Origin of the sequence: Sorangium sp. So ce394 (assembly GCF_051474665.1) — a bacterium.
GTDB lineage: Bacteria > Myxococcota_A > Polyangia > Polyangiales > Polyangiaceae > Sorangium > Sorangium cellulosum_D.
Genome location: NZ_CP150339.1, coordinates 8,117,706 through 8,139,494 on the forward strand (window position 1 = coordinate 8,117,706; position 21,789 = coordinate 8,139,494).

At 73.7% G+C, this 21,789-nt stretch carries 14 protein-coding genes; 6 read left to right on the forward strand and 8 right to left on the reverse strand.

What is annotated here, in order from left to right; genetic code table 11:
* Positions 1-156: 156 nt before the first annotated feature.
* Positions 157-6,444 (reverse strand): pentapeptide repeat-containing protein, encoded by a 6,288-nt coding sequence (locus tag WMF33_RS29805; RefSeq protein ID WP_437331803.1) that lies wholly within the window; start codon positions 6,442-6,444, stop codon positions 157-159.
* 617 nt (positions 6,445-7,061) lie between these two features.
* Here WMF33_RS29805 and WMF33_RS29810 point away from each other — a divergent pair.
* On the forward strand, positions 7,062-8,558 hold the full coding sequence (locus tag WMF33_RS29810) for a sigma 54-interacting transcriptional regulator (RefSeq protein ID WP_437331804.1): 1,497 nt from the start codon (positions 7,062-7,064) through the stop codon (positions 8,556-8,558).
* Positions 8,559-8,581: 23 nt separating this feature from the next.
* Here WMF33_RS29810 and WMF33_RS29815 read toward each other — a convergent pair whose 3' ends face one another.
* The 6 genes from WMF33_RS29815 to WMF33_RS29840 form a co-directional block, all read right to left on the reverse strand.
* Positions 8,582-10,357, reverse strand: a complete 1,776-nt coding sequence (locus WMF33_RS29815) for a protein kinase domain-containing protein (RefSeq protein ID WP_437331805.1) — start codon at positions 10,355-10,357, stop codon at positions 8,582-8,584.
* Between the two features lie 246 nt (positions 10,358-10,603).
* Positions 10,604-12,247, reverse strand: coding sequence for a flavin-containing monooxygenase (locus WMF33_RS29820; protein ID WP_437331806.1), 1,644 nt, complete (start codon positions 12,245-12,247; stop codon positions 10,604-10,606).
* 103 nt (positions 12,248-12,350) lie between these two features.
* Entirely contained in the window at positions 12,351-13,520 is a 1,170-nt protein-coding gene (locus WMF33_RS29825; protein ID WP_437331807.1) for an MFS transporter, read from the reverse strand.
* Positions 13,517-14,062 (reverse strand): glycine-rich domain-containing protein, encoded by a 546-nt coding sequence (locus WMF33_RS29830; protein ID WP_437331808.1) that lies wholly within the window; start codon positions 14,060-14,062, stop codon positions 13,517-13,519. Before WMF33_RS29830 ends, WMF33_RS29825 begins: the two co-directional genes overlap by 4 nt.
* The gene (locus WMF33_RS29835; RefSeq protein ID WP_437331809.1) at positions 14,059-15,330 is read right to left on the reverse strand and encodes a hypothetical protein; all 1,272 of its coding nucleotides are present in this window, start codon (positions 15,328-15,330) and stop codon (positions 14,059-14,061) included. Before WMF33_RS29835 ends, WMF33_RS29830 begins: the two co-directional genes overlap by 4 nt.
* 132 nt (positions 15,331-15,462) lie before the next feature.
* Positions 15,463-15,672 (reverse strand): hypothetical protein, encoded by a 210-nt coding sequence (locus WMF33_RS29840; RefSeq protein WP_437331810.1) that lies wholly within the window; start codon positions 15,670-15,672, stop codon positions 15,463-15,465.
* Positions 15,673-16,212: 540 nt separating this feature from the next.
* Between WMF33_RS29840 and WMF33_RS29845 the strand changes: the two genes are divergently transcribed.
* Positions 16,213-17,346 (forward strand): hypothetical protein, encoded by a 1,134-nt coding sequence (locus tag WMF33_RS29845; protein ID WP_437331811.1) that lies wholly within the window; start codon positions 16,213-16,215, stop codon positions 17,344-17,346.
* 407 nt (positions 17,347-17,753) lie between these two features.
* The gene (locus tag WMF33_RS29850; protein WP_437331812.1) at positions 17,754-18,314 is read left to right on the forward strand and encodes a pyridoxamine 5'-phosphate oxidase family protein; all 561 of its coding nucleotides are present in this window, start codon (positions 17,754-17,756) and stop codon (positions 18,312-18,314) included.
* A 111-nt stretch (positions 18,315-18,425) separates the two neighbouring features.
* Here WMF33_RS29850 and WMF33_RS29855 read toward each other — a convergent pair whose 3' ends face one another.
* Positions 18,426-19,109: a hypothetical protein gene (locus WMF33_RS29855; RefSeq protein WP_437331813.1), complete on the reverse strand. Its 684-nt coding sequence runs from the start codon at positions 19,107-19,109 to the stop codon at positions 18,426-18,428.
* 316 nt (positions 19,110-19,425) lie between these two features.
* On the opposite strand from WMF33_RS29855, the gene WMF33_RS29860 reads away from it, so the two are divergent.
* The 3 genes from WMF33_RS29860 to WMF33_RS29870 are packed head-to-tail and all read left to right on the forward strand — an operon-like array spanning position 19,426 to position 21,678.
* On the forward strand, positions 19,426-20,430 hold the full coding sequence (locus WMF33_RS29860) for a VOC family protein (protein ID WP_437331814.1): 1,005 nt from the start codon (positions 19,426-19,428) through the stop codon (positions 20,428-20,430).
* A 26-nt stretch (positions 20,431-20,456) separates the two neighbouring features.
* On the forward strand, positions 20,457-20,666 hold the full coding sequence (locus WMF33_RS29865; RefSeq protein ID WP_437331815.1) for a hypothetical protein: 210 nt from the start codon (positions 20,457-20,459) through the stop codon (positions 20,664-20,666).
* On the forward strand, positions 20,659-21,678 hold the full coding sequence (locus tag WMF33_RS29870) for a sensor histidine kinase (RefSeq protein ID WP_437331816.1): 1,020 nt from the start codon (positions 20,659-20,661) through the stop codon (positions 21,676-21,678). The genes WMF33_RS29865 and WMF33_RS29870 overlap by 8 nt, the downstream gene beginning before the upstream one ends.
* Positions 21,679-21,789 lie beyond the last annotated feature (111 nt).

A 21,789-nucleotide genomic window follows, 5' to 3' on the forward strand; every position in this document is an offset into this window, starting at 1 on the left:
GGATGACGCGATAGCTTGGCACGCGACTTCCCTGACGCTGCCCAACAAGAGCGTCAGCCGCGGCCCCCTTGGTCTTGCCGAGGGGGCTCGCGCGTCCGGGCCCTCCGCAGGCGTGAGCGATGCGTCGGGCACGCGCGCGGCGCGCCGTCCCCCGCCCTACCGCCCCGCCCCGTTCGCGGGCAGCGCCACCGGCCGCGGGTGCGCGACGAGCGGCGCCTCGCTCGGGATGCGCAGCGGGCTCGGCAGGTACGGATCCAGCTCGCCCGGCTCAAAGCGGCACAGGCCGATGACGTGCCAGAACGACCCGCCGATGTCGCCGCCGAGCTTGTAACGGCCGTCGGGGCTGAACGCCGCCCAGCCCTCGGGACAGGGCAGCAAGATCGCGAGACACCCGCCCGTGCCGACGTCCCAGAGGCGCAGGGTGCCGTCGGCGGACGCCGACGCGAGGAGCGCGCCGTCGGGGCTGAAGGCGATCCCCTGCACCGACGCCTTGTGGCCCTCCAGGGTGCGCAGGACGCGGCCCCGCTTCACGTCCCAGAGCCGCACCGTCTTGTCCGACGACCCCGACGCGAGCATCTGGCTGGCCGGGTTGAACGCGACCCCGCGCACCCCGCGCGTGTGCCCCTCCAGGCAGCCCAGGGCACGGCCGCTCCCCACGTCCCAGAGCCGCACCGTCCGGTCGTCCGACCCCGACGCGAGCAGGACCCCATCCGGGCTGAACGCCACCCCGCGGATCCCGTCGGTGTGCCCCTCGAACGCGCGGATCGCCCGGCTCCGGCCCACCTCCCACAGGCGCAGCGTCCGGTCGTCCGACCCTGACGCCAGCGTCAGGCCCGCCGGGCTCCACGCGACGCTGCACACCCGGTGCGCGTGGCCCTCCAGCGTGCGGACCGCGCCGCCGCTCACGACCTCCCAGAGCCGCACCGTCCGGTCGTCCGACCCCGACGCCAGCATCTCGCCATCCGGGCTGAACGCCACGCTGCGGATCGCCTGCGCGTGCCCCTCGTACGAGCGCAGGAGCCGGCCCCGGGCGACCTCCCAGAGCCGCACCGTCTTGTCGTCCGAGCCCGACGCCAGCGTCACCCCATCCGGGCCGAACGCCACGCTGCGCACCCCGAGCGTGTGCCCCTTGAACGTGCGGATCGCCCGGCCGCTCCCGACCTCCCAGAGCCGCACCGTCTTGTCGTCCGACCCCGACGCGAGCGCCTGACCATCCGGGCTGCACGCCACCCCGAGCACCCAGTCGGTGTGGCCCTCGAAGCTGCGCAGCGCATGACCCCGGGCGACCTCCCAGAGCCGCACCGTCTTGTCGCGCGAGCCCGACGCCAGCGTCTGGCCGCTCGGGCTGAACGCCACGCTGCACACCCCCTTCCTGTGGCCCTCGAGCCTGCGGATCGCCCGGCCGGTCCCGACCTCCCAGAGCCGCACCGTCCGGTCCAGCGACCCCGACGCCAGCGTGCGGCCGTCGGCGCTCCAGGCGACCCCGAACACCCAGTCGGTGTGGCCCACGAACGTGCGCAGCGCGCGGCCGCCCCCCGCGTCCCACAGCCGCGCCGTCCGATCCGATGAGCCCGACGCGAGCGCCTGGCCGTCCGGGCTCCACGCCACGGCGAGGATCCAGTCGGTGTGCCCCTCGAACGTGCGCAGCGCGTGGCCGCTCCGGACCCGCCACAGGCGCACCGTCTTGTCCGACGAGCCCGACGCGAGCGTCTGCCCATCCGGGCTGAACGCCACGCTGCGCACCCCGAGCGTGTGCCCCTTGAACGTGCGCAGCACGCGGCCCGTCCCGGCCTCCCAGAGGCGCACCGTCTTGTCCGACGAGCCCGACGCGAGCGTCTGGCCGTCCGGGCTCCACGCGACGCTGCGCACCCCGAGCGTGTGCCCCTCGAACGCGCGCACCGCGCGGCCCGTCCGGACCTCCCAGAGGCGCACCGTGTTGTCCGACGAGCCCGACGCGAGCCAGAGCCCATCCGGGCTGAACGCCACGCTCATCGCCGCGCCGAGGTGCCCGTGCATCGCCCGGATCGGCTGCCCGGTCACCGCGTCCCAGAGCCGCACCGAGCCGTCCTCGTGGCCCGCCGCCAGGAGATCGCCGAGCCGGCTCCACGCCACCGCGTTGCACGGCGAGACCGGCGCCCACATCGCGTCGGCCTCGCGCGGCCGGGGCGGCGCCGCGCCGTCCGCCGACAGCGGCGCGGCAGGCACCCCCCGCGCGCCGACGAGCTTCGCGCCGCGCAGCTGCGCGCCCGCGAGATCCGCGCCCCGCAGATCCGCGCCGACCAGCCGCGCGAACGAGAGATCCGCGCCCCGCAGATCCGCGCCGGCGAGGTCGGCGCCGGTGAGATCCGCCCTCGAGAGCTGCGCCCCGCCGAGCGACGCGCCGGCGAGCCGGGCCTCGACGAGCGTGGCGCTCCAGAGGTTCGCCTGCGTGAGATCGGCCTTCCGCAGGTCGGCGCAGGCGAGGTTGCACCCGCTCAGGTCCTGCCCCGCCAGGTTGACGCCGGCCACGTCGCGCTCGGCCCCGTCCCCGTCCTCCCGGGCCCCGCCGTCCTTGGCCAGCCAGCGCGCGACGCGCAGCGCGTTGTCCTTGGCGTTCCCCTCGGCCGCCCCGCGGAGGATCCGCTGCGCCCACGCCGCCGCCGCCCCGCGCCCCGCGAGGGACACGAAGAAGTCGACCATGAGCTCGCTCATCTCGTCGGCCCCGAGCGCCGCGCTGTCGCCCGTCTCCTTCACCTCGCGCGCCGCCGCCTCGGCCACCAGCCACTCGAGCGCCGAGCGGTGCACGAACGAGAACGACCCCTCCGCGTCCCGCACGAGCAGCGAGCCCGAGCCGAGCAGGTGCTCGACGATCCCCCGCTCGAGCGGCGGCGCGTCGGCCGGCTGCGCGCCCCGGATCAGGCTCTCCGGCAGCTCGCCGAGCCCGACCGACCGCGCGCTCCGCTCCCAGAGCAGCCGCGAAACCGCCGTCATCGCCGCCCGCAGCGCGTCGCGCGGGATGCCCCGCGGCGCGCCCGGCGGGTTCGCGCGCGCGTGCTCGTGATCGAGCCACTGCTCGACCAGCACCTCGTACAGCTTCGCCGCCGTGATCGTCCCGGTCCGCGCCTTCGCCTGCCGCAGCTTGTCCGGCTCGATCTTCGCGATGAACCCCAGCATGCGCGGGTTCTCGGACAGCCCGAGCAGGTCCTTGACCTCGTGGAGCAGCCGGTAGCGCGCCTCGGCCTCGGCGGGCTCCGGGCTCAGGTTGCCGAGAAATCGGCGGATCTGCTTCTCCCCGAACCCCTGGAGCTGCACCAGGCGGTAGCCCTGCAGCTGCTCGGCCCGCCGGGCGAGCTCCCGCTTGATCGGCGGATCGGTGAGGAAATGCTGCGTCCGGCTGGTCACGACGACCTTGGCGATCCCCTCCGCCGCCTGGACCACGGTGTCGAAGTGCTCGAGCGCGCGGTCGTAGGTGAGCCGCAGGGCGAGCTCGTCGAAGCCGTCGAAGAGGAGCGCGATCCGCCCCTCGGCGAGCATGTACCGGAAGGCCCGCAGGTCGACCGGCTCGTTCGCGAGGGCGAAGTGCTGCGCGAGGAGCGAGTCGAGCGAGCGCTGCTTCTCGATGCGGCCGAGCTCGATGAGCACCGGCACGAGCGGGTGCCGGTCCCGCGCCATCCGCCGGGCGAGCTCGCGCAGGAGGAACGTCTTGCCGGCGCCGAAGTCGCCGAGCACCAGCGCGAAGCGGCGGTGGGGCGCGTCGAGCAGCTTCCAGAGCGCGTCGACCGCGCTCTCGGTCGCGCTCTTCTCGCGATCGCCGAGGCTCACCACCGCCGGCTGCTCGACGTAGAGCCACGGCGGGTACGACGGGTCGGCCTCGACGCGCTCGGTCTGCCACGCGAGGTAGCGGCCGAAGTCGATGAGCCCCTGGACCTCGGAGAAGCTCTTCAGCACGACGCCGCGGCGCGCCGCGCTCCGGGCGAGATCGGGCGGCGCCGGCGGGTCGGTGTGGACGAGCGTGGAGCGCAGGTACGGGTCCCGCTGCCGGAAGCGGTGCTCGACCTCGGTGACGTACCGCGTGACGAGCTCCTCGGTGATCGACCGGTCGAGGACGCCGATCACGCGGACGTCGACGCGCCGGCCGTCCGGCACCGCGACCTCGAGCGCGCCCGCGAACGGCGGCGGCGCGCGGTGCCTGGTCACGGTCGCGCCGGGATCGCGCAGGAGCGCCACGCGCTCGACGCGGTCGAGGAAGCTGTCCCGCCGGTCGTCGAACACGGGCTCCCGCTCGCCCTGGGGGCGCTCGCCGTCCTCGGCCGGCTCGCGCAGGTCCGGCGCGGAGGCGCGCTCGATCCGCGGCTCGGGCGCGAGGTGCTGCTGCAAAAAGGCGAGCAGCGCGGCCGCCGAGGCGCGGCAGGCGAAGGCGCGCAGGCCGTCGTCGCCGTCGCGATCGGCGGGGTCGGCCACCGCCCGCATGAGGATCGAGCGCCGCTGGAAGCGCGCCGCGAGGTCGCCGAGGGCCGCGCCCCCGGCCAGGAGGCCGAGCGTGCCCGGCACGACCCGCTGGAGCCGGTCCCAGATGTCCGGGTCGTCGAGCGCCGCCGAGAAGCTGGCGATCGCGCCGACGTGCACGCGGAGCGGCGGATCGGCCGGCAGCGCGTCGGGGTAGAGCAGCCGCTCCTCGAGCACCTTCTCGCGCCCCGCGGCGGTGAGGGCGAGGGCGCCGCCCTTCATCGAGACGAGGCCGTCCTCGAGGGCCTCCTTGAGCCGCGCGGTCCACCCCGGGCAGGCGCGCCGCCGATCCGGGTGCGCCACGGGCGTCGGCCCGCCTTCGGCCTCGTGCGCGTACAGCGCGTGCAGGAGCCAGCGCCGCGCGGCCGCCCGGGAGGGCGGGCGCGCGCGGGAGAGCGCCGAGAGGTCGAGCTCGCGCGCGAGGTAGGCGGCGTCCATCTTCCACGCGGCCTGGAGGTTGAAGGTGCAGAGGTCGTGGAAGAGCCCGGCCTCGCCGCCCGGCGGCGCCGCCCGCTTGCCGTGGTCGAAGCTGTAGAGCTGGTCGGCGACGATCACGTCGCCCGGCGACACCTTCCTCGGATCGCCGGCGCAGGCGCCGCACATCGCGAGGCAGGCGGGATCGAGCTCGGCGAGCAGGTGCTGGCCGCGGATGACGGCGGTGCGCTGCCCCGCCGCGCCGATCCACGCGGCGGCCACGACGAGCAGGCCGCCGCGCGCGCTCGGGAGCGTGCGCCGGTAGTAGCGGAGGCCGCCGAGGTCCCGGAGCTCGCGCCACCCCCGGTCGCCGGCCTCGCCGTCGCCGGCGGCGCCCTCGGCGAGGACCGCGTCGAGCTCGTCCTTCTGCGCCGTGACGACGAGCACGTCCACGTGCCCGACGTCCCGCTCGGCGCCCGGGCCCTCGCCGGAGGCCGCGTCCTTCTGCGGGTCCGCGGCGTAGAGGGCCTTGGCCTCCGAGATGCGCTCGCGGCCCTTCTGGGCGTCGTGCCGGCCGGTCGCGGCGAGCGCCTGGGCGGCCACGGCGGACGCCTCGAGGGCGCGGTCGCCGAGCCGCTCGGCGATGGCGCGCGCCTCGGCGAGCGGCGCCTCGGCCTCGGCGGCGCGGCCGGTGCGCGCGGCGATCCCGAAGGCGCCGATCAGGGCGCGGGCCTCGGCCTCGCGGTCCTCGACCTGGCGCGAGAGCGCGAGCGCCTCGCGGTAGCTCGCCTCGGCGGCCGCGAGGTCGCCGCCGTCCTCGAGCAGGCCGGCCATCTCGAGCTGGGCGCGCAGGCGCAGGACCGGCGCGGCGCCGGGCCGCGCCAGCAGGGCGCCGAGGGTCGCCGCCGCGGCGACGGCGTGGCCGCGGCGCCGCTCGGCGGCGGCCTGACGGAGGAGCAGCTCCGCGGCGGGCTCGGCCGCGCCGTGCGGCGCGGCGCGCAGCGAGCAGGCGGCGGCGCCCGGGCGGTGGGCGGCGATCTCGAGGGCGCGCGGCTCGGGGGCGCCGGGCGAGGGCTCGTCGGCGAGGCGGATCTCGGGGGTGCGGATGGCCCAGAAGTCGGGCGCCTCCTCGCGGCAGAGGGCGAGGAAGGCCGGCGGGCCGCACCAGAGCAGGGGGCAGCCGAGGCGGCTCGACAGCGTGTCGTGCCGCTGGTGCTGGTTGAGGAGGCGGAGGCCCTCGCGCGCGGCCGCCGGCGGGGGGTCGGAGCCGACGAGGACGACGACGCCGCGCGGCTCGGGCTCCGCCTTGTAGAGGGCGGAGACGAGGTCCTTCCAGGTGGCCTCGTCGCGGCGCGGCTCGATGATCAGCGCGCGGCGCCCCTCGCGGGTGAGGAAGTCGCCGAGGGCGCGGGCCACGTCGGGGCCGGGGATCTCGACGGGGAGCAGGACGAAGCCGGGGGTGCGCTGGAGGACGCGGAGCACCTCGCGGAAGCTGCCGAGGAACGGGGCCATCGAGGCCGGGAGCGGCGGGGTGGAGGCGGTCATGATCCCGCGACGAGGCGCCCGGCCGGCGCGGGCGCGCGGCCGTGGAGGGACGAGGTGGTCACGGAGCTCCTCGAAGGGACCGTCGTCGCCGAGATCAACAAGATTGCCTTACCCCCCGCGATGCCGGGCAGGGCTGCGCTGCGCCGCGCCGTGCCTCTCCCCAGGCCACATCACGCATGGTGCGGCCAAAGCGTGGGGCCCTGCAATAGGCTCCGGAGAGGGCGCCGGCGTGGGTGCGGCGCGGGGCGCGTGGGCGGCGCGGGGCGGGCCGGGTGCCTGGCACGCCTTCGCTGTGCCCTGGCACGCACGTCGCCGTGCCAGGCACGCATTCACGGTGACATCCACCGACGTCGCTGAGCCGCTGTCCCGCAGGACGGCGCGTCGCCGCAGCCTGCGCCGCAGTCCTCTGTCGCATCGAGCACTGCAGAGGTCGCCGACGTTTCTTCCGCCATCGCGAGCGCCAGCCCTGCGGTCACGAGAATGGCAGGCTCGCTGCCTGAGCGGTGATCGACAAGAGAGCCTGCCGCGGTATCGCACAGGAACGACGCTGTGAGCGCGTGATCCGGACGGAACAAAGCGCGCGCGCGGGGAGGAGCTTTGATAGCATCGTCCACGCAATGCCCGGCGAACGATGGCCGTCGACGAAGAGCCTCGGCACCACAGCCTCGATGCAAATTTGCACGCCGGTCGCCGGACCCGTGAGCTCGGGGGCGGGCATCGTGCTGCTCTATGCGCCCAATTACGAGCAGTTTCGCCCGGCGTACGCCCTGCCCGAGTCGGGCTCGGTCCTCGGCCGCGATCCGAGCGCGGACATCTGCGTACCGACGCGCACCGCGTCGCGCCAGCACGCCCGCATCGAGCGGCGCGGGGGCGTCTGGCAGCTCGTCGATCTCGGCGGCCGCAACGGCACGCTGCATAACGGCGAGTTCGTCGCCGAGGCCGTCCTCGCGCACCTCGACGAGATCCGGATCGGCGACGCCATCTTCAAGTTCGTCGAGAGCGACGCCGAGAGCTACGCGCACTACCGCATCGACGGCGCCTATCTCGACGATCCGGACGCGCCGGCGAAGCCCCGGCCGCGCGCCTCGACGAGCCGGATCGTCGGCGGCTACCAGAGCCAGCGCCTCGCCGGGAGCCTGCGCGAGATCGCGCGCAGCGAGCTGTCGGTGCTGATCCTCGGCGAGAGCGGGACCGGAAAGGAGATCTTCGCCGAGCAGCTCCACGATTGGAGCGGCAGGCGCGGGCCGCTCCACGTCGTCAACTGCGCGGCGATCCCCGCCGCGCTCATCGAGGGGGAGCTCTTCGGACACCGGCGCGGCGCCTTCTCGGGCGCCGACCGCGACCGGGTGGGCATCCTCCGCGCGGCCCACCAGGGCACGCTCCTGCTCGACGAGATCGGGGATATGCCGCTCGAAGCCCAGGCGAAGCTCCTCCGGGTGATCCAGTCGAAGGAGGTCATGCCGCTCGGCGCGTCGCAGCCCGAGCAGGTCGACGTGCGGATCGTCGCCGCCACCCACCGCGACCTCGACGGGCTCCAGCAGACGGGCGCCTTCCGCGCCGACCTGTTCGCTCGCCTGAACGAGCTCAGCATCACGCTGCCCCCCCTGCGCGAGCGCAAGGAAGACATCTTCTCGCTGTGCGTCGCGCTCGCGAGGCGCCACGGTCGGCCCGAGGCGCGCCCCGGCATGGCGTTCATGGCGGGCCTGCTCCACCACGATTTTCCCTACAACGTGCGGGAGCTCGAGGCGCTCATCAAGCGCTGGGCCGCCAGGGCGCGCAGCGCCGAGCTCGACGTCGAGGACCTCAGCGACGAGATCCGGGACCGGATGCGGAGCTACGGCGCCCGGAGCTCGGCGTCGCAGCCGCCGCCCGCGGACGAAGCCCGCGCCACGCTGGCCCCGGAGGAGGAGGCGGCGCCCTCGGCCCGCGAGGGCGCCGACGCGCTGAGGGGGACGCTGCCCCCGCGGGCCTGCCCGGACGAGAAGGCGCTGCGGGAGCTCCTGGTGCAGCAGCGGGGCAACGTCGCCGCGGTGGCGCGCGAGCTCGGGAGGGATCGCGCGCAGGTGCACCGGTGGATCCGGCGGTACAACATGAACGTCGACGACTTCCGCTGACCCGACGCGGCGGTCGACGCCGGCTATTCGAAGCGCCGGGGGAGGAGCGGGTCGCTCGCGTCCGCGGGGGGCGGCGCCGCGGCAGGCGCCGCGCTCGCCGCTGCGGGCCGAGGTTTCCGCGCCGGGCTCCCGGAAGCCCGGCGCGACACCTGCTTCCGCTTCGCCGCGGCGGCGCCGGCGCCGGCGACGATGACCTCGGTCTCCCCATCGCCCTCCAGGACGTCGCGGACCTCCCCCGGGATCCCGGGCAGCGCCGCCATGCCGTCGTTCCGCGCCGCGGGCGCCCCGTCGCTCTCCGCCGGGGCTTCCCCGGGGGCGATCGCCCGCCCGATCCGGCGCGCGGACGGGGACGCCTCGGGCATCGGCGAGGGCGCCGGGCGCTCGACCGAGGGCGCCTCCAGCGCGCCGTGGATCGCGCGCAGCACCCCGGCGGACGCCGCGCCGGGCGCGTCGGCCGGCCAGGGCATCGCGGCCCCGCCGAGGCCCGCGGCGAGCAGCGCGAAGGCGGAGAGCCGCAACCTGGTCCGGTCCCGGTGCGGCGGCCGCGCGGGCTCGCTCGGCGGTCGCTCCGGTCGCTCGTCGACGCGGTGGTCCCGGCCGAGCGTCCGCTCGCCGAGGGCGCCGCGGTCCAGGCCGGGCATCCGCTCGCCGAGGACGCCGTGGTCCCGGCTGGGCGTCCGCTCGCCGAGGGCGCCGTAGTCCCGGCTGAGCGTCGGCTCGCCGAGGGCGCCGTAGTCCCGGCTGAGCGTCCGCTCGTCCGGGGTCGCGGTCCCGCTGTCCAGCGGGAGGTCCCTCCACCGCTGCGCGCCGCCCGCGCCGCTCATCGGCCGCCGGGGGGCGCGCGCCCTCACCCGCGGCTCGAACCGCGGGGCGACCGTGAGGCGCTCGGACGGCGCCAGGGGGACGAGCAGGCTCTCGTCCAGCGAGAGAGGGGCCTCGCCGAGCAGCGGCAGGAGGGCGTCGCGCATCGCGGAGGCGCTCGGATACCGGTCGGCCGGCTGGTACTGGAGCGCGCCGTCGATGACCGCGGCGACCTCGGGCGGGACCCACGGCGCGAAGTCCTGGACCGGCGCCGGCAGGTCGGCGACCAGGGCGGTGATGAGCTCGCCGACCGACTTGACGTCCTCGGTCGGCGTTCGACCGGCCAGCGCGCGGTAGAGCACGACCCCGAGCGACCAGAGGTCGGTCCGATAATCGATGTCCTTGATGCCCCGCGCCTGCTCGGGGGACATGTAGCGCGGCGTCCCGAGCACGTGTCCGGACCACGTGAGCCCCGTGGTATCCCGGCGAGGATCGTGGGCTGGCCGGATCTTCGCGACGCCGAAGTCGAGCAGCTTGACGACGAGCCCGCCGCCCCCCTCGCGCCGCGCGAGGAACAGGTTGGCCGGCTTGATGTCCCGGTGCACGACCCCGGCGTCATGCGCCCTCTGCAGGCCGACGCACGCCTGGGCCACGATCCGGAGCGCGAGCCGGGGGGGCAGCGGGCCGAGGCGGTCGAGGAGGTGCGCGAGGTCCTCGCCGCGGAGGAGCTCCATGACCAGGAACGGCGAGCCCGTCGCCCGATCCACGTCGGCGTCGAGCACGCGGACGATGTGCTCGGTCCGGATGGCGCTCGCGGCCCGCGCCTCGCGCTCGAACCGGCCCAGGGCGGACCGGCCGCGGGCGAGCTCCGGGGAGAGGACCTTCACGGCGACGCGGCGCTGCAGCGCGACGTCATCGGCCTCGTAAACGGCCCCCATCCCCCCTTTGCCGATCAGCCGGCCAAGGGTGTACCTGCCGTTCATCGTCGTAGCGTCCACGAGAAGCATGTCCAATCAGGCGCGTTGGGCCCTGGCTCGAGCCCGGGTCGGTGGCAGCGCTTGCATTTTCGATGCCAGGTTCATGCGGGGGAGCGCCCGGTCGTGGTGGCTCCGGTGCGCGGCGCTCGCGCGACATTCCCTTTCTCGTGAGCCCAGCAGGAGGGGTGCTTTCACCCGTTGATTTCCTGCTCGTCTGCAGGCGGCGCACCCGTGGCCGGGGCTCCGCCGAGCCCACGCCGCCGCCGTTCACCCCGCCTTCGCCAGCGCGAACCCCGCGTACCCCTGGGCCGCGACCTCCTCGCACCGCTTCCTGTAGGCCCCGACGCCGCCGGCATACGGCATGAGGACGCGCGGCTTGCCAGGGATGTTGGCCCCGATGTACCAGGAATGGGCCAGGGGATAGAGCGTGCCGTCGGCCACCTCCTTGACGTGCGCGACCCACCGGTCCTCCGCCTCGGCGGTGGCCTCGATGCGCTCGAGGCCGCGCGCGCGCAGGTACGCGAGGCAGTCGGCGATCCACTCCACGTGCTGCTCGATGGAGACGATCGCGTTGCTGAACACCGACGGGCTGCCCGGGCCGGTGATGGTGAACAGGTTCGGGAATCCGGCGACGGCGAGGCCGAGGTACGCGCGCGGGCCGTCGGCCCACACCTGCTTCAGCGACGCGCCGCCCCTGCCCCGGAGGTCGATGCGGGTCAGGGCGCCCGTCATCGCGTCGAAGCCCGTCGCGAACACGAGGCAATCCAGCGCGTGCTCCGCGCTCCGCGTCCGGAGCCCCCGCTCGGTGATCTCCTCGATCGGCGACGCGTTCAGGTCGACCAGGGTGACGTTGTCTCGATTGAACGTCTCGTAATAGCGGGTATCGACGCAGAGGCGCCGGGTGCCGAGCGGGTATTCTCGCGGGCACAGCGCCTCGGCGACCGCGGGGTCGCGGACCGTCGCGCGGATCTGGGACCGGACGAACTCGGCGGCCGTCTCGTTGGCCTCGCGGGAGCGCATCACGTCCGAGAACGTGACGAGGAAGGACGTGCCGCCCTGCTCCCATCGCGCCTTGTACGCGCGCTCCCGCTCCTCGGGCGACACCTCCAGCGCGGACTTCGGGTTGACCTCCATAACGACCCCGGCGCGCGTCTCGCGGGCCTTGCGCCGGTACTCGGCGTAGTTCGCCTTCATCCACGCTTCGTAGGCCGGATCCAGGGGCGCGTTGCGCGCCGGCACGCTGAAGCAGGGGGTCCGCTGGAACACGAAGAGCCGGGCCGCCTGCTCGGCGATGACGGGGATGACCTGGACGCCGGACGAGCCGGTGCCGAGGACGCCGACGCGCTTGCCGCGGAGGTCGACGCCTCCGTGCGGCCAGCGGCTCGTGTGGTACCGCGCGCCCTGGAAGCGCTCGATCCCGGGGAGATCGGGCGTCTTCGCCGCGGACAAGCAGCCCGTGGCCATGATCAGGAACCCGGCGGACACGCTCGCGCCGTCGCCGGTCCGGACGAGCCACCGGCCCGTCCGCTCGTCGAAGGCGGCCGCGGTCACGCGCGTCCCGAGCTGGATGTCCCGGCGGAGCTCGAACCTGTCCGCGACGTGCTCGAGATAGCGCAGGATCTCCGGCTGGGTAGCGTAACGCTCGGTCCACTTCCACGCTTGCTGGAGCTCGGGCGAGAACGAATAGGAGTAGTCCATGCTGGGGATATCGCAGCGCGCGCCCGGGTAGCGGTTCCAGAACCACGTGCCGCCCACCCCGCTGCCCGCCTCGTAGACCCGCGCCGAGAGGCCGAGCTGGCGCAGGCGGTAAAGCATGTACAGCCCCGCGAACCCGGCGCCGACCACGACCGCATCGAAGCGGCCCACCGGCGCCGCGCCGCCCACCGAACGATTCGACTCCACCTCGGACATGATGTTCGCCTCCCTCCGGACACGGATGTGCGCGCGGCGCTGCTCGCCCCGCGCGGCGTTTGCGATGATGCGTGCGGCGCGGCGCCGCCCGGGGCGATGGCCTTCAGGCCCGGTGGACGTTCCAGGCGAGCGCCATCAAGCTCACGACCAGCAGCACGCCGAGGTGCAACAGGCCGCTCCACCCCAGCGCCGACAGGAGCGCCCCGGACGAGAGCGAGGCCGCGCCGCTCCCGGCAAACACGCACAGATCGTTGACGCCCTGCGCGCGAAAGCGCTCGGCGCCCGAGCGGCTGCGCGCGACGAGGGTCGTCGCGGTCACGAACACGTAACACCACCCGATCCCGACCAACGAAAGGCCGACCAGGTGCCCTTCGAACCCCGGAATCCAGCTGAGCGTGAAGCCCACGAGCAGGAACCCGAGCCCGACGCCCTGGAGCGCCGCGATCGACATCCGCTTGAGCAAGGCGCCGACCGAGAGCGACGGCAGGTACATGCTCAGGAGGTGCACCTCGATCACCCAGCTCGCCTCCTTGACCGAGCGCTGCTCGACGCCGCACATCTGCAAGGGCGTCGGCACCATGATCAGGCTCATCACCAGGAAGGCGCCTGCGCCCATGGCGACCATCGGCCAGTACAGGGCGCGCGCGCGCGCGTCGGGCGCGGCGGAGGCCCCGGCGGCGAGCGCCTCCTGCGGCCGGTACGCCGCGAACGAGAGCGCCGAGATCGCCTGGAGCGTCGCCAGGATCAGCAGGGTATGCGGCATGGTGCTGGACGTCCGCCCCTCCAGCAGGCCGAAGAGCGAGATGCCGGGGACGATGCCCGCCGCGCTGGCGAGCTGGATCATCGTCAGCAGGCGCGGCGCGCGACCGCTCGGCTGCCCTTCGAGGATCGCGAAGCGATACTGCTGCACGAAGGCGCCGTGCAGCCCGACGCCGAGGACCGCCGTGCAGAACAGCGCGAAGTCCGAGGTCTCCACCCCGCGCGCGGCGAGCGCGAGGCAGCCGGCGGACAGGAGCGCCGCGGCGATGAAGCAGGGCCGGCGCCCGAAGCGCCGCATCAGCTGGCTCGCCGGCCAGGTGCCCAGCGCCGAGGACAGCACCAGCACGGCCACCGGCACGGTCGCGAGCCGCATGTCCCCCGCGAGCCGCTCGCCCACCACGCTGCCGACGAACTGGATCGAGACCACGCCGGCGATCCCGGCGACCTGGCACAGCAGCAGGACCGCCGTGTTGACGGACGCGGCCGGCGCGGCGGCGAGCGCGCGGCGGATCAACGGGAGCGCTCCGCGCCGGGCCGCGCGGGCTCGCCTTCCGCATCCAGCGCCGCGATGGCGCCCAGGGACAGGCCGAGGCGCTCGCTCAGGAAACGCACCATCGTCCAGTGGGGCAGCGCGCCCTCGTCGAAGGGGCCGAACTCCTCGCGGTAGAGCGGAAGCCAGCGCAGCGCCTCCTCGAGCGCCTGCTCCCGGCTGGGCTGCGTCTCCTGGTAATCCTCGTACGGCAAGCTGCGGTGATGGATGAAGAAGCGCCCCGGCAGGCGCTCCTCGCAGAGCTCGCGGTACTCCCGCGTCTGCAAGATCAGGTAGTGCCAGACCTCGTCGATCGCCTGCTCCACGGGCAGGAACAGCCCGGCCAGCCGCTCCGGGTAGCGCGACACCAGGTACAGGTACCTCAGGCACTCGATGACCTGGCGCTCGACGTACGCGGGCTCTTCGCCGGTGGTCCTCGCGAAGTGCCGGACGATCCCGGAGAAGAAGGCGTCGTCGAGCAACGCCTTCAGCGCGGCGGCCGTCACCCTGGGTTGTTCCGTCTTCATACGCCACCTCGCTCCGCGGCCTCGGTCTCGTGCACCAGCCATGCGTATTTCCCGGACTTGCCGATCGCGATGTGCTCGCGGTGCTCGGGAGCGCAGTCGAGCCCGGCGCCGTCCGAGATCGCCTGTCGCAGCGCGCGCGCCGCGGCCGCCCCGATGGGCCTGCCGTCGAACGTGGTGTACAGGAGCCGCGCCTCCTCGGGGCCGCTCGGGCGGAGCTGGTAGACGAAGATGGACGGCGCGGACGCGGCGATCCAGTCGTCGAGGTGGGCCTGGGAGAGCAGGCCGCCGCGCCCGAGCCGCAGCAGCTCGCGCTCGCGCCCGCAGAACCGCCGGATGCGGAGCGGGTCGGGCGAGCCGTCGACCGTCTCGGCGCAGTCGCCCGAGCGATAGCGGATCAGCGGCATGTGGGGGTTGCGCACGCTCGACACGATGAGGCTGTAGATCGCGCTGCCGTCCTCGACCGGGATCAGCTCGAGGTGCATCTCGTCGAGGTAGGGCCAATATCGCCCGTGACGATCGCTGTAATACAGATATCCGAGCTCGGTGCTGCCGAACAGGTCGATGATGGGGCATTCGAAGCGCTGCTGAAGGAACCGCCGCACGTTCCTCGGCGTGTACTCGTAGGCGTGGACGATGCTGGCCGGCCTCGGGAAGCGCTGCCACGCGCCCGAAGACAGGGCCTTTTGCACGAGGTGAGCGAGGTGGTAGCCGTCGCAGTCGAGGTGGTACAAGCCTCGCGGATGCGCCGTTTGGACGGCGGTCATCTCGCCCAGCATGCGCTCTACGTCGCTGCGCTCCCAGAGCGCCGGGTCGAGCTGCAGGTTGAGGTAGAGCGTCCGCTCGTCGAGCCGGCGCTCCTCGAGGCTCGGGTGCGCCGGCGCCGGGGCGGCGCGCCGCTTCGCGCCGAGCCGCGCCACGTGCTCGGTCGCCAGCACGGTGGTGAGCGAGACGCGCTGGCAGCCCTGCTGCCAGGTGAAGGCGATGTCGGGGTGCTCGCTCCACAGCCGGTAATAGGACTTGAGCAGGAAGAAGGGCGGGCGGATGATCTGCATCCGCGCGTGGTTGGTCCCGGTCGAGAGCACGAGCTCCGCCTCGCCGGCCTCGAGCGCCGCGGCGAGCCTCGGGGTCATCCAGTTGTCCGGGAAGCCCCTGGCGATCTCCGGCTTCTCGAGGATCGGGAACGAGCCCGCCTCGATGGACGCGCGGTAGATGGGGATGTCCCTGACCTCTTCGATCATCGCGGCGAGCGTCTGTCGTTGGGCGTCCATCGGTCGACTCCGGGAGACGGCCGGGCGGGCCGTCGAGAAGCGTTGTTCCCCAGGGTCCGGGCGGCCGCGAGCGAGGCAGGAGCCCGCAACAGCGATGGAGCTCCGCCTCGCTCGCCGACCCGGGTGGCCCTGTCAGCTGATGCAGCCGGCCTTCTTCGAGATACAGCCGGCCTTCTTCGAGATACAGCCGGCCTTCTTCGAGATGCAGCCCGCCTTCTTCGAGATACAGCCGTCCTTCCTCGAGATGCAGCCGGCGTCGAGGGTCGCTTCACCGGCCGAGTTGGCCGCGACCCACTGGTTCCAGAGACGGTCCTGGGCGATCTGCCGAATCAGGTGTTCCATTCGAGCCTCCTAGATCGTGATGATGGTCGATGCGTGAACAGCGCACACGTCCACGACCCGCGCGCTGCCGCGGTCGCGTGCTCGACGGCACGGCAGACACGGATTGTGTGCAGCCCGACCGTCCAGCTGACTATATGGGTCCAGGAATGGGGGTCAAGGAGCGCAGCCCGGGGCTGGATCGCGTTGTCCGGACATCGATCGAGAGGGGCGGCCCATGGGCAGCGCAGCTATCCCGACGCATCACGCAGCGAGCGCGCCATTCAACCGACACGATACGATTGCGGCGCGGATGTCTGCGATCACACCCGGATCGCGTCATGGCAGATGCACCGATTCGTCCGGGGAGCGCTCCGCTATCTCGTCGGCCGACCCGGCACGGATCGTTCAGGCTGCCGGACGAACGGCACGGGCTCCGGTTTTCGTGTAGATCGATGCAGGAGCGCGTGCGTAGGTGGGGGATGCGGCGGCTCCGCTCCGCCGCGCGAACGGTGAGGGACAGCGATGGCCAACGCAGATCGAGACAGCGAAACGAGCGCGCGCGTGTGGACCGGAGCCGGCGGGGGCAACATCGACGCGCCGCTTCGGCAGCGGCGCCCGGTCCGGCGGTGGCGCCCGACCGCATGCGCCCTGACGGGGGTGCTCGCGGCCGGCGCGCTCGGGCTGGGCGCCGCAGGCTGCGCGCGCGCCGCTCCGGACCGGTCAGGGACGGCCGCTGTCGAGGCCAGGCCGGTCGCCAGCGCCGCGCCCGCCGCCAGCGCCGCGGCGAGCACCGGCGCGGCGCCCACCGCCGGCACCGCGCCCGCCGCCAGCGCCGCGCCGGCCGCGACGCCGCCACCGGCGGCCGCCGCGGGGTGGCGGTTCGAGAGCTCCCTCGGCGTGCAGATCGAGGTCCCGGCCGACTGGGCCGTCAACGACTACGGCTGCAACATGAGCGACAGGCCCACCGTCGTCCGGGCGCAGATGCTCCAGCTCGGGTGCCTGACGCCGGAGAAGCCGACGAAGCAGGTCGCGCAGATCGGCGCCGATGCGCCGGAAGAGGTGAAGAAGGGCCCGGAGTTCACGCGCCGCGACGTGTCGCTCGGCGGCGTGAGCGCCGAGCGCACGGAGGGGCGGGGCGCGGACGGCCGCCATTTCGGCTGGCTGAGGATCCCGTCGCGGCAGATCCTGATCTCGGTCCGGACCCACGATCCCGAGATCACCCGCCGGATCCTCGACAGCGCGCAGCTCGTCGGCGTCGATCACAACGGCTGCCCTGACAGGCGCCCTCCCAAGGCGGCGCACCCCGGCGCACGCTCGACCCTGGCGCCTCGCGACCCGTCGTCGCTCTCCATCTGCTACTACGGCCCGAGGGGCGATGTGCTGCGGAGCTCCGCGCGCCTGTCCGGGCGAGAGGCGGCCGCGCTGGCCGCCGCCCTCAATGCGTCGAGGCCCGGGCCCAACCCCGATGTCGATCCCAAGCAGTGCCTGCACCCGCCTGCGCCGCCCCCGGCAGATGCGGTGTTGCTCGTGGAGGACGCCGCCGGCAAGGGCGCGATCCATGTCGCGTTCTCCGGCTGCACGGGGCGTGGCCTGGACAACGGCGCTCTGCGCGCCCACGTCAACCTGCCGATCATCCAGCGCATCATGATCCCGCTGGGCACCGGCTTCTCGTACAGCGGCGATCTGAACCCCTGAACGGCGCACGGCGCGGCTCCCCGGCGCGATGGCGGGCGCGCGAACCGGTGATGAAGGACGAGGTGAGCCCGCGATCGCCTGAACGATCGCGAAGCTCGGATTTCAACGCAAAGGCGCAAAGGCGCAAAGGCGCAAAAAGACAAGATGGAGTAGACAAGCGCCGCATGACCAGGCTCGTCCGTTTCACATGGGAGGGAACCAGGCACGGAGCCCCTTGCCCCTCCTCACCCTCTTTCCTTGCGCCTTTGCGCCTTTGCGCCTTTGCGTTAAAATCTCTCTCATCAATACCGACAGCCTCGCTCCAGCGGCGCCTCGCGCGGCCCGACCGCACGCCACGGCTCCGATCACCCCGCGCACGGACGCGCCCCCACGAGCGCCCTCGCGCGCGCCTGTCCCCCCGAGGATCCATGGGAAAGACCTTCTCCGAGCTGGACGACGACCTCACCGGCTTCATCGCCGAGCAACACCTCTTCTTCGTCGCCTCCGCCCCTTCGGGCAGCGGCGGGCACGTCAACCTGTCGCCGAAGGGGCACGACACCTTCCGCGTCCTCGACCCCCGGACCGTGGCCTACCTCGACCTCACCGGCAGCGGCGTCGAGACCGTCGCGCACCTCCGCGACAACGGCCGCATCACGCTGATGTTCTGCGCGTTCTCCGGCCCGCCCCGCATCGTGCGCCTGTACGGCCGCGGCGAGCCGGTCTTCCCCGGCGATCCGCGCTTCGACGCGCTCGCGGGCCTCTTTCCGCAGCTCCCGGGCGTCCGGTCGGTGATCCGCGTCGCGCTCGAGCGCGTCGCCACGTCGTGCGGATACGCCGTGCCGCGCATGGCCTACGAGGGAGAGCGAGACACGCTGTCGAAATGGGCGGAGCGCAAGGGGAACGAGGGCCTCTCGCGGTACCGGCGGGAGAAGAACGCGGCGAGCATCGACGGCCTGCCAGGCCTGCCCGATCCGCCCGCAGACGAGTGATCCGGCGGAGCCGGCGCGGCCCCGCCCGACGCTCGCCGGCGGGCGACCTGGCCCCGCGCACGCTGGCCAGGCCCGTCCCGTGGCCGGGAACAGGACGACCAAGCGCCGGGACTACGGATCTTCCGGGATGGTCACGGCGATGCTCTCGGTCGGCAGGGTGAAGGGCACGGTGATGACCGGGAGCGGCGACGTTGCGATCCTCGTTTCCTCGTCGCGCTCCAGGAAGACCGTGGCCTTCAGCTCGTGGTCTCCGTCGCCGACGAGCTCGAAGCGGTCGCACGTCTCGTGCTCTTCTTCGAGCGACGGGCTGATGCAGCCGGCGACCACAGGAGCCGACTCGGCGAGACGCCCGTGCCAGTCGATCGTGACCGACGCGCCGGGCGCGATCTCCGCGAACTCCACCCCGACATTGTGGCCGCCGGGCTCGCCCATGAGCAGACCCTCGCAGGTCGGAATCCTGGAACCGAGCAGGTTCGTGCCGTCGATCCACCAATCGATCGAGCCGAATGGGCCCGCGGAATAGTACACGGGCGTGCTCCGCTCGTTCGTCACGACGATCGAGATCGGCTCTTCGAGCGCTTCGTCATCGCGCATGGCATCGCAGCTCGCCTCGCCGCCGGCGCCGCCGCCGCCGGTCTCGTCGCCGCCGGAGCCGCCGGAGCCGCCGGAACCGCCGGAGCCGCCGGAGCCGCCGGAGCCGCCGGGGTCGGCGTCATTCCCCGAGCAGGCCACGAGGAACGCGCTCACCAGGAACGCGAGCAGCGAGGAACCTCTCAAGATCGAGAAAGAAGGCATGGTGTTCTCCCGGGAGCCGCTGGCGCTCGACGACAAAAATGTGCCGTAGGCGAGGTATGGCTTCCGCTGGCACTGATGAATCACAGGTCGTGCCGGCCACCAAAACGAGCCTGTTCCGCTACTCGGCGCACGTTTCCCTGGCACATATGTGCCACAAAGCGCCGCAGCGAGTGAGCTCGAATGTGCCGTGACACAGATCGCCTCGGCGATCGCGGCCTGGGCCGCCGCGACCTCGGCTAGGCTCCTCGGGCGTACCGCCGAGGCCTCCTGCGGCGGTCTCGCTCCCCCAGCGCTCGAGGAGGCGGAGGTGACCTGAATGGGTCGTGACATCGATCACCTGCACCACGTCGGCCACGTCGTGGGCGACATGAAGGAAGGGCTCGAGCTCTACCGCCGGCTCGGCTTCCGCCTGTCGCCGCCCGCCTACCCCATGCTGTCGCCCAGGGAGGGCGAGCCGCCCAGGCCGTTCGGCGCCGCGAACACCCACGCCAACTTCCGACGCAACTTCGTCGAGCTCGTGAGCTGCGTCCGGGACGACGACCCCGGCGGGATCCCGAGCGACGCCAAGCTCGTCCCCATCCAGGCGCCTCCCGAGCACCTGCCGCGGCTCACCGAGGCCATTCGCAGCACCGTCGCCAAGATCGCCGCGTGCCTCGCGCGCTTCCAGGGCCTGCACATCCTCGTGTTCAAGACCCCCGACGCCGACGCCGCGGCCGGCAGGCTGAGCGCGGAGGGCATCCGCCACGGGGGCGTCAGCGCGGTCCGGCGGCCGGTGGACACCGCACAAGGACCGCGGGTGGAGGCGCTCCGCTTCATCGAGCTCGACAGCGACGCTCCGGAGGACGCCGGGGCGGGCCGCGCGCCCGAGGGGAGGCTCGCGATCGCGGAGAACCCGCCCGCGGAGCTGCTCGAGGCGCAGCTCCACATGGATCATCCGAACGGCGCGGTAGACCTCGTCGACGCCGTGCTCTGCGTCGACCGGGCGGCGCTGCCGGAGGTCGAGCGCCGCTACGCGACGTACCTCGGCCGCGCGGCGCGCGCCGAGGGCCCGGCGCGCGTCTTCGATCTCGACGGCGCCCGCGTCACCCTCGTCGCCGACGCCGATCTGGAGGCGCTCCTGCCGGGCGAGCGAGCCCCGGCGCTCCCGGCCTTCGTCGCCTACACGGTCGCGGTGCGCGACGCCTCCGCCGCGCGGCAGCTCCTGGAAGGGAACGGCTTCCCGCTGAGGGCGTCGACCTCGGGCGACCTCTTCGTCCCCGCCGCGGCGGCGCTCGGCGCCGCGATCGTGTTCCGGCAGGCCGAGGGTGTGAAAGCGGGCTGAACCGTGCGACCATCGGGGAGCGCGGCATGGCACGCATCCTCCTCGTCGACGACGACGCCTCCCTGCTCGAGGTGCTCGCGCTCGCGTTCCAGGAGGCGGGGCACGCGACGCTCTCCGCGCGCGACGGGACGGCCGCGCTCGCCGTCCTCCGCCAGATCGAGCAGGTCGACACCACCTCCGATCGCGTCGAGACCGTGATCGGCGCCGGCGACCGATTCCGGGCCTTCCGTGGATGACGGGAGGGCGCGGGGCGGCCCGCTCCCCTTCTTCCGCTCACTGCGCTTCCGGGTGACGGCGCTCGTCGTCGCCGTCGTGTTCGCGCCCACGCTCCTCTCCCTGTACCTGCGCATCGAGCTCCCGCGCCTCGTCGCGATCACCCTGCCGCTGTCGCTGCTCCTCGCCCTCTGGCTCACGCGCCGGTTCGTCCGCCCGCTCGAGGCGCTCCGCCGGCGCGCGCTCGCGAAGATCCGCGAGCCCACCCCGAGCGCCGACCTCCCCGTCCAGGGGCCGGCCGAGATGCAGGACGTGGCCGCGGCGTTCAACGCCCTGCTCGCGGCGCTCGCGGCGCGCCGCAAGGCGAACGAGGCGTTCGTCGCGGACCTCGCGCGCGAGTTCAAGGACCCCGTGGCCACGATCCGCGGCTGCGCCGACGCGCTCGCCGAGGCGCCGGCCGGGCGCGAGCAGGCCGCCCGGCTCTCGCGGCTGCTCAAGGAGTCGAGCCACCAGCTCGACACGCTGGTGAGCCAGTTCCTGGAGCTCGCCCGCGCCGAGGCCGGGATGCTCCACGAGGCGCGCGAGCGGGTCGACGTCGCGGCGCTCGCGCGGGGGCTCGTCGTGGCCATGGCCGACGACGAGCGCTTCGCCCAGGTCCGCTTCACCGTCTCCGGGGCCGCGAGCGCCCGGGTCGTCGGCGTCGCCTCACGGTTCGAGTCCGTCCTCCGCAACCTGCTCGAGAGCGCGGCGTCGTTCTCGGGCGACGGCGGCAAGGTGCACGCGAGCGTCGACGTGGTCGAGGGCAGGCGCGTCGAGATCCGCGTCTCCGACACCGGCCCCGGCATCTCGGCGGAAGATCTCCCGCGGGTGTTCGATCGCTTCTTCACGACGCGCGGGCGCGAGCAGGGCAACGGGCTCGGGCTCGCGCTGGTCCGCGCCATCGTCGAGGCGCACGGCGGCGCCGTGAGCGCCGCGTCGAACCCGGGGCGAGGCGCCACCTTCGCGGTCGATCTGCCGCTCGCGCCGGCCGGGTGACCGCGTTCACGCCGTCTTCACGCGGATCCCTCGACTCGGCATCTTCGCCTCGCTCGGCGACCACGAGCACCTCGGAAACATCAAGCGCACGCGGCCGATCGACGAGGCGAG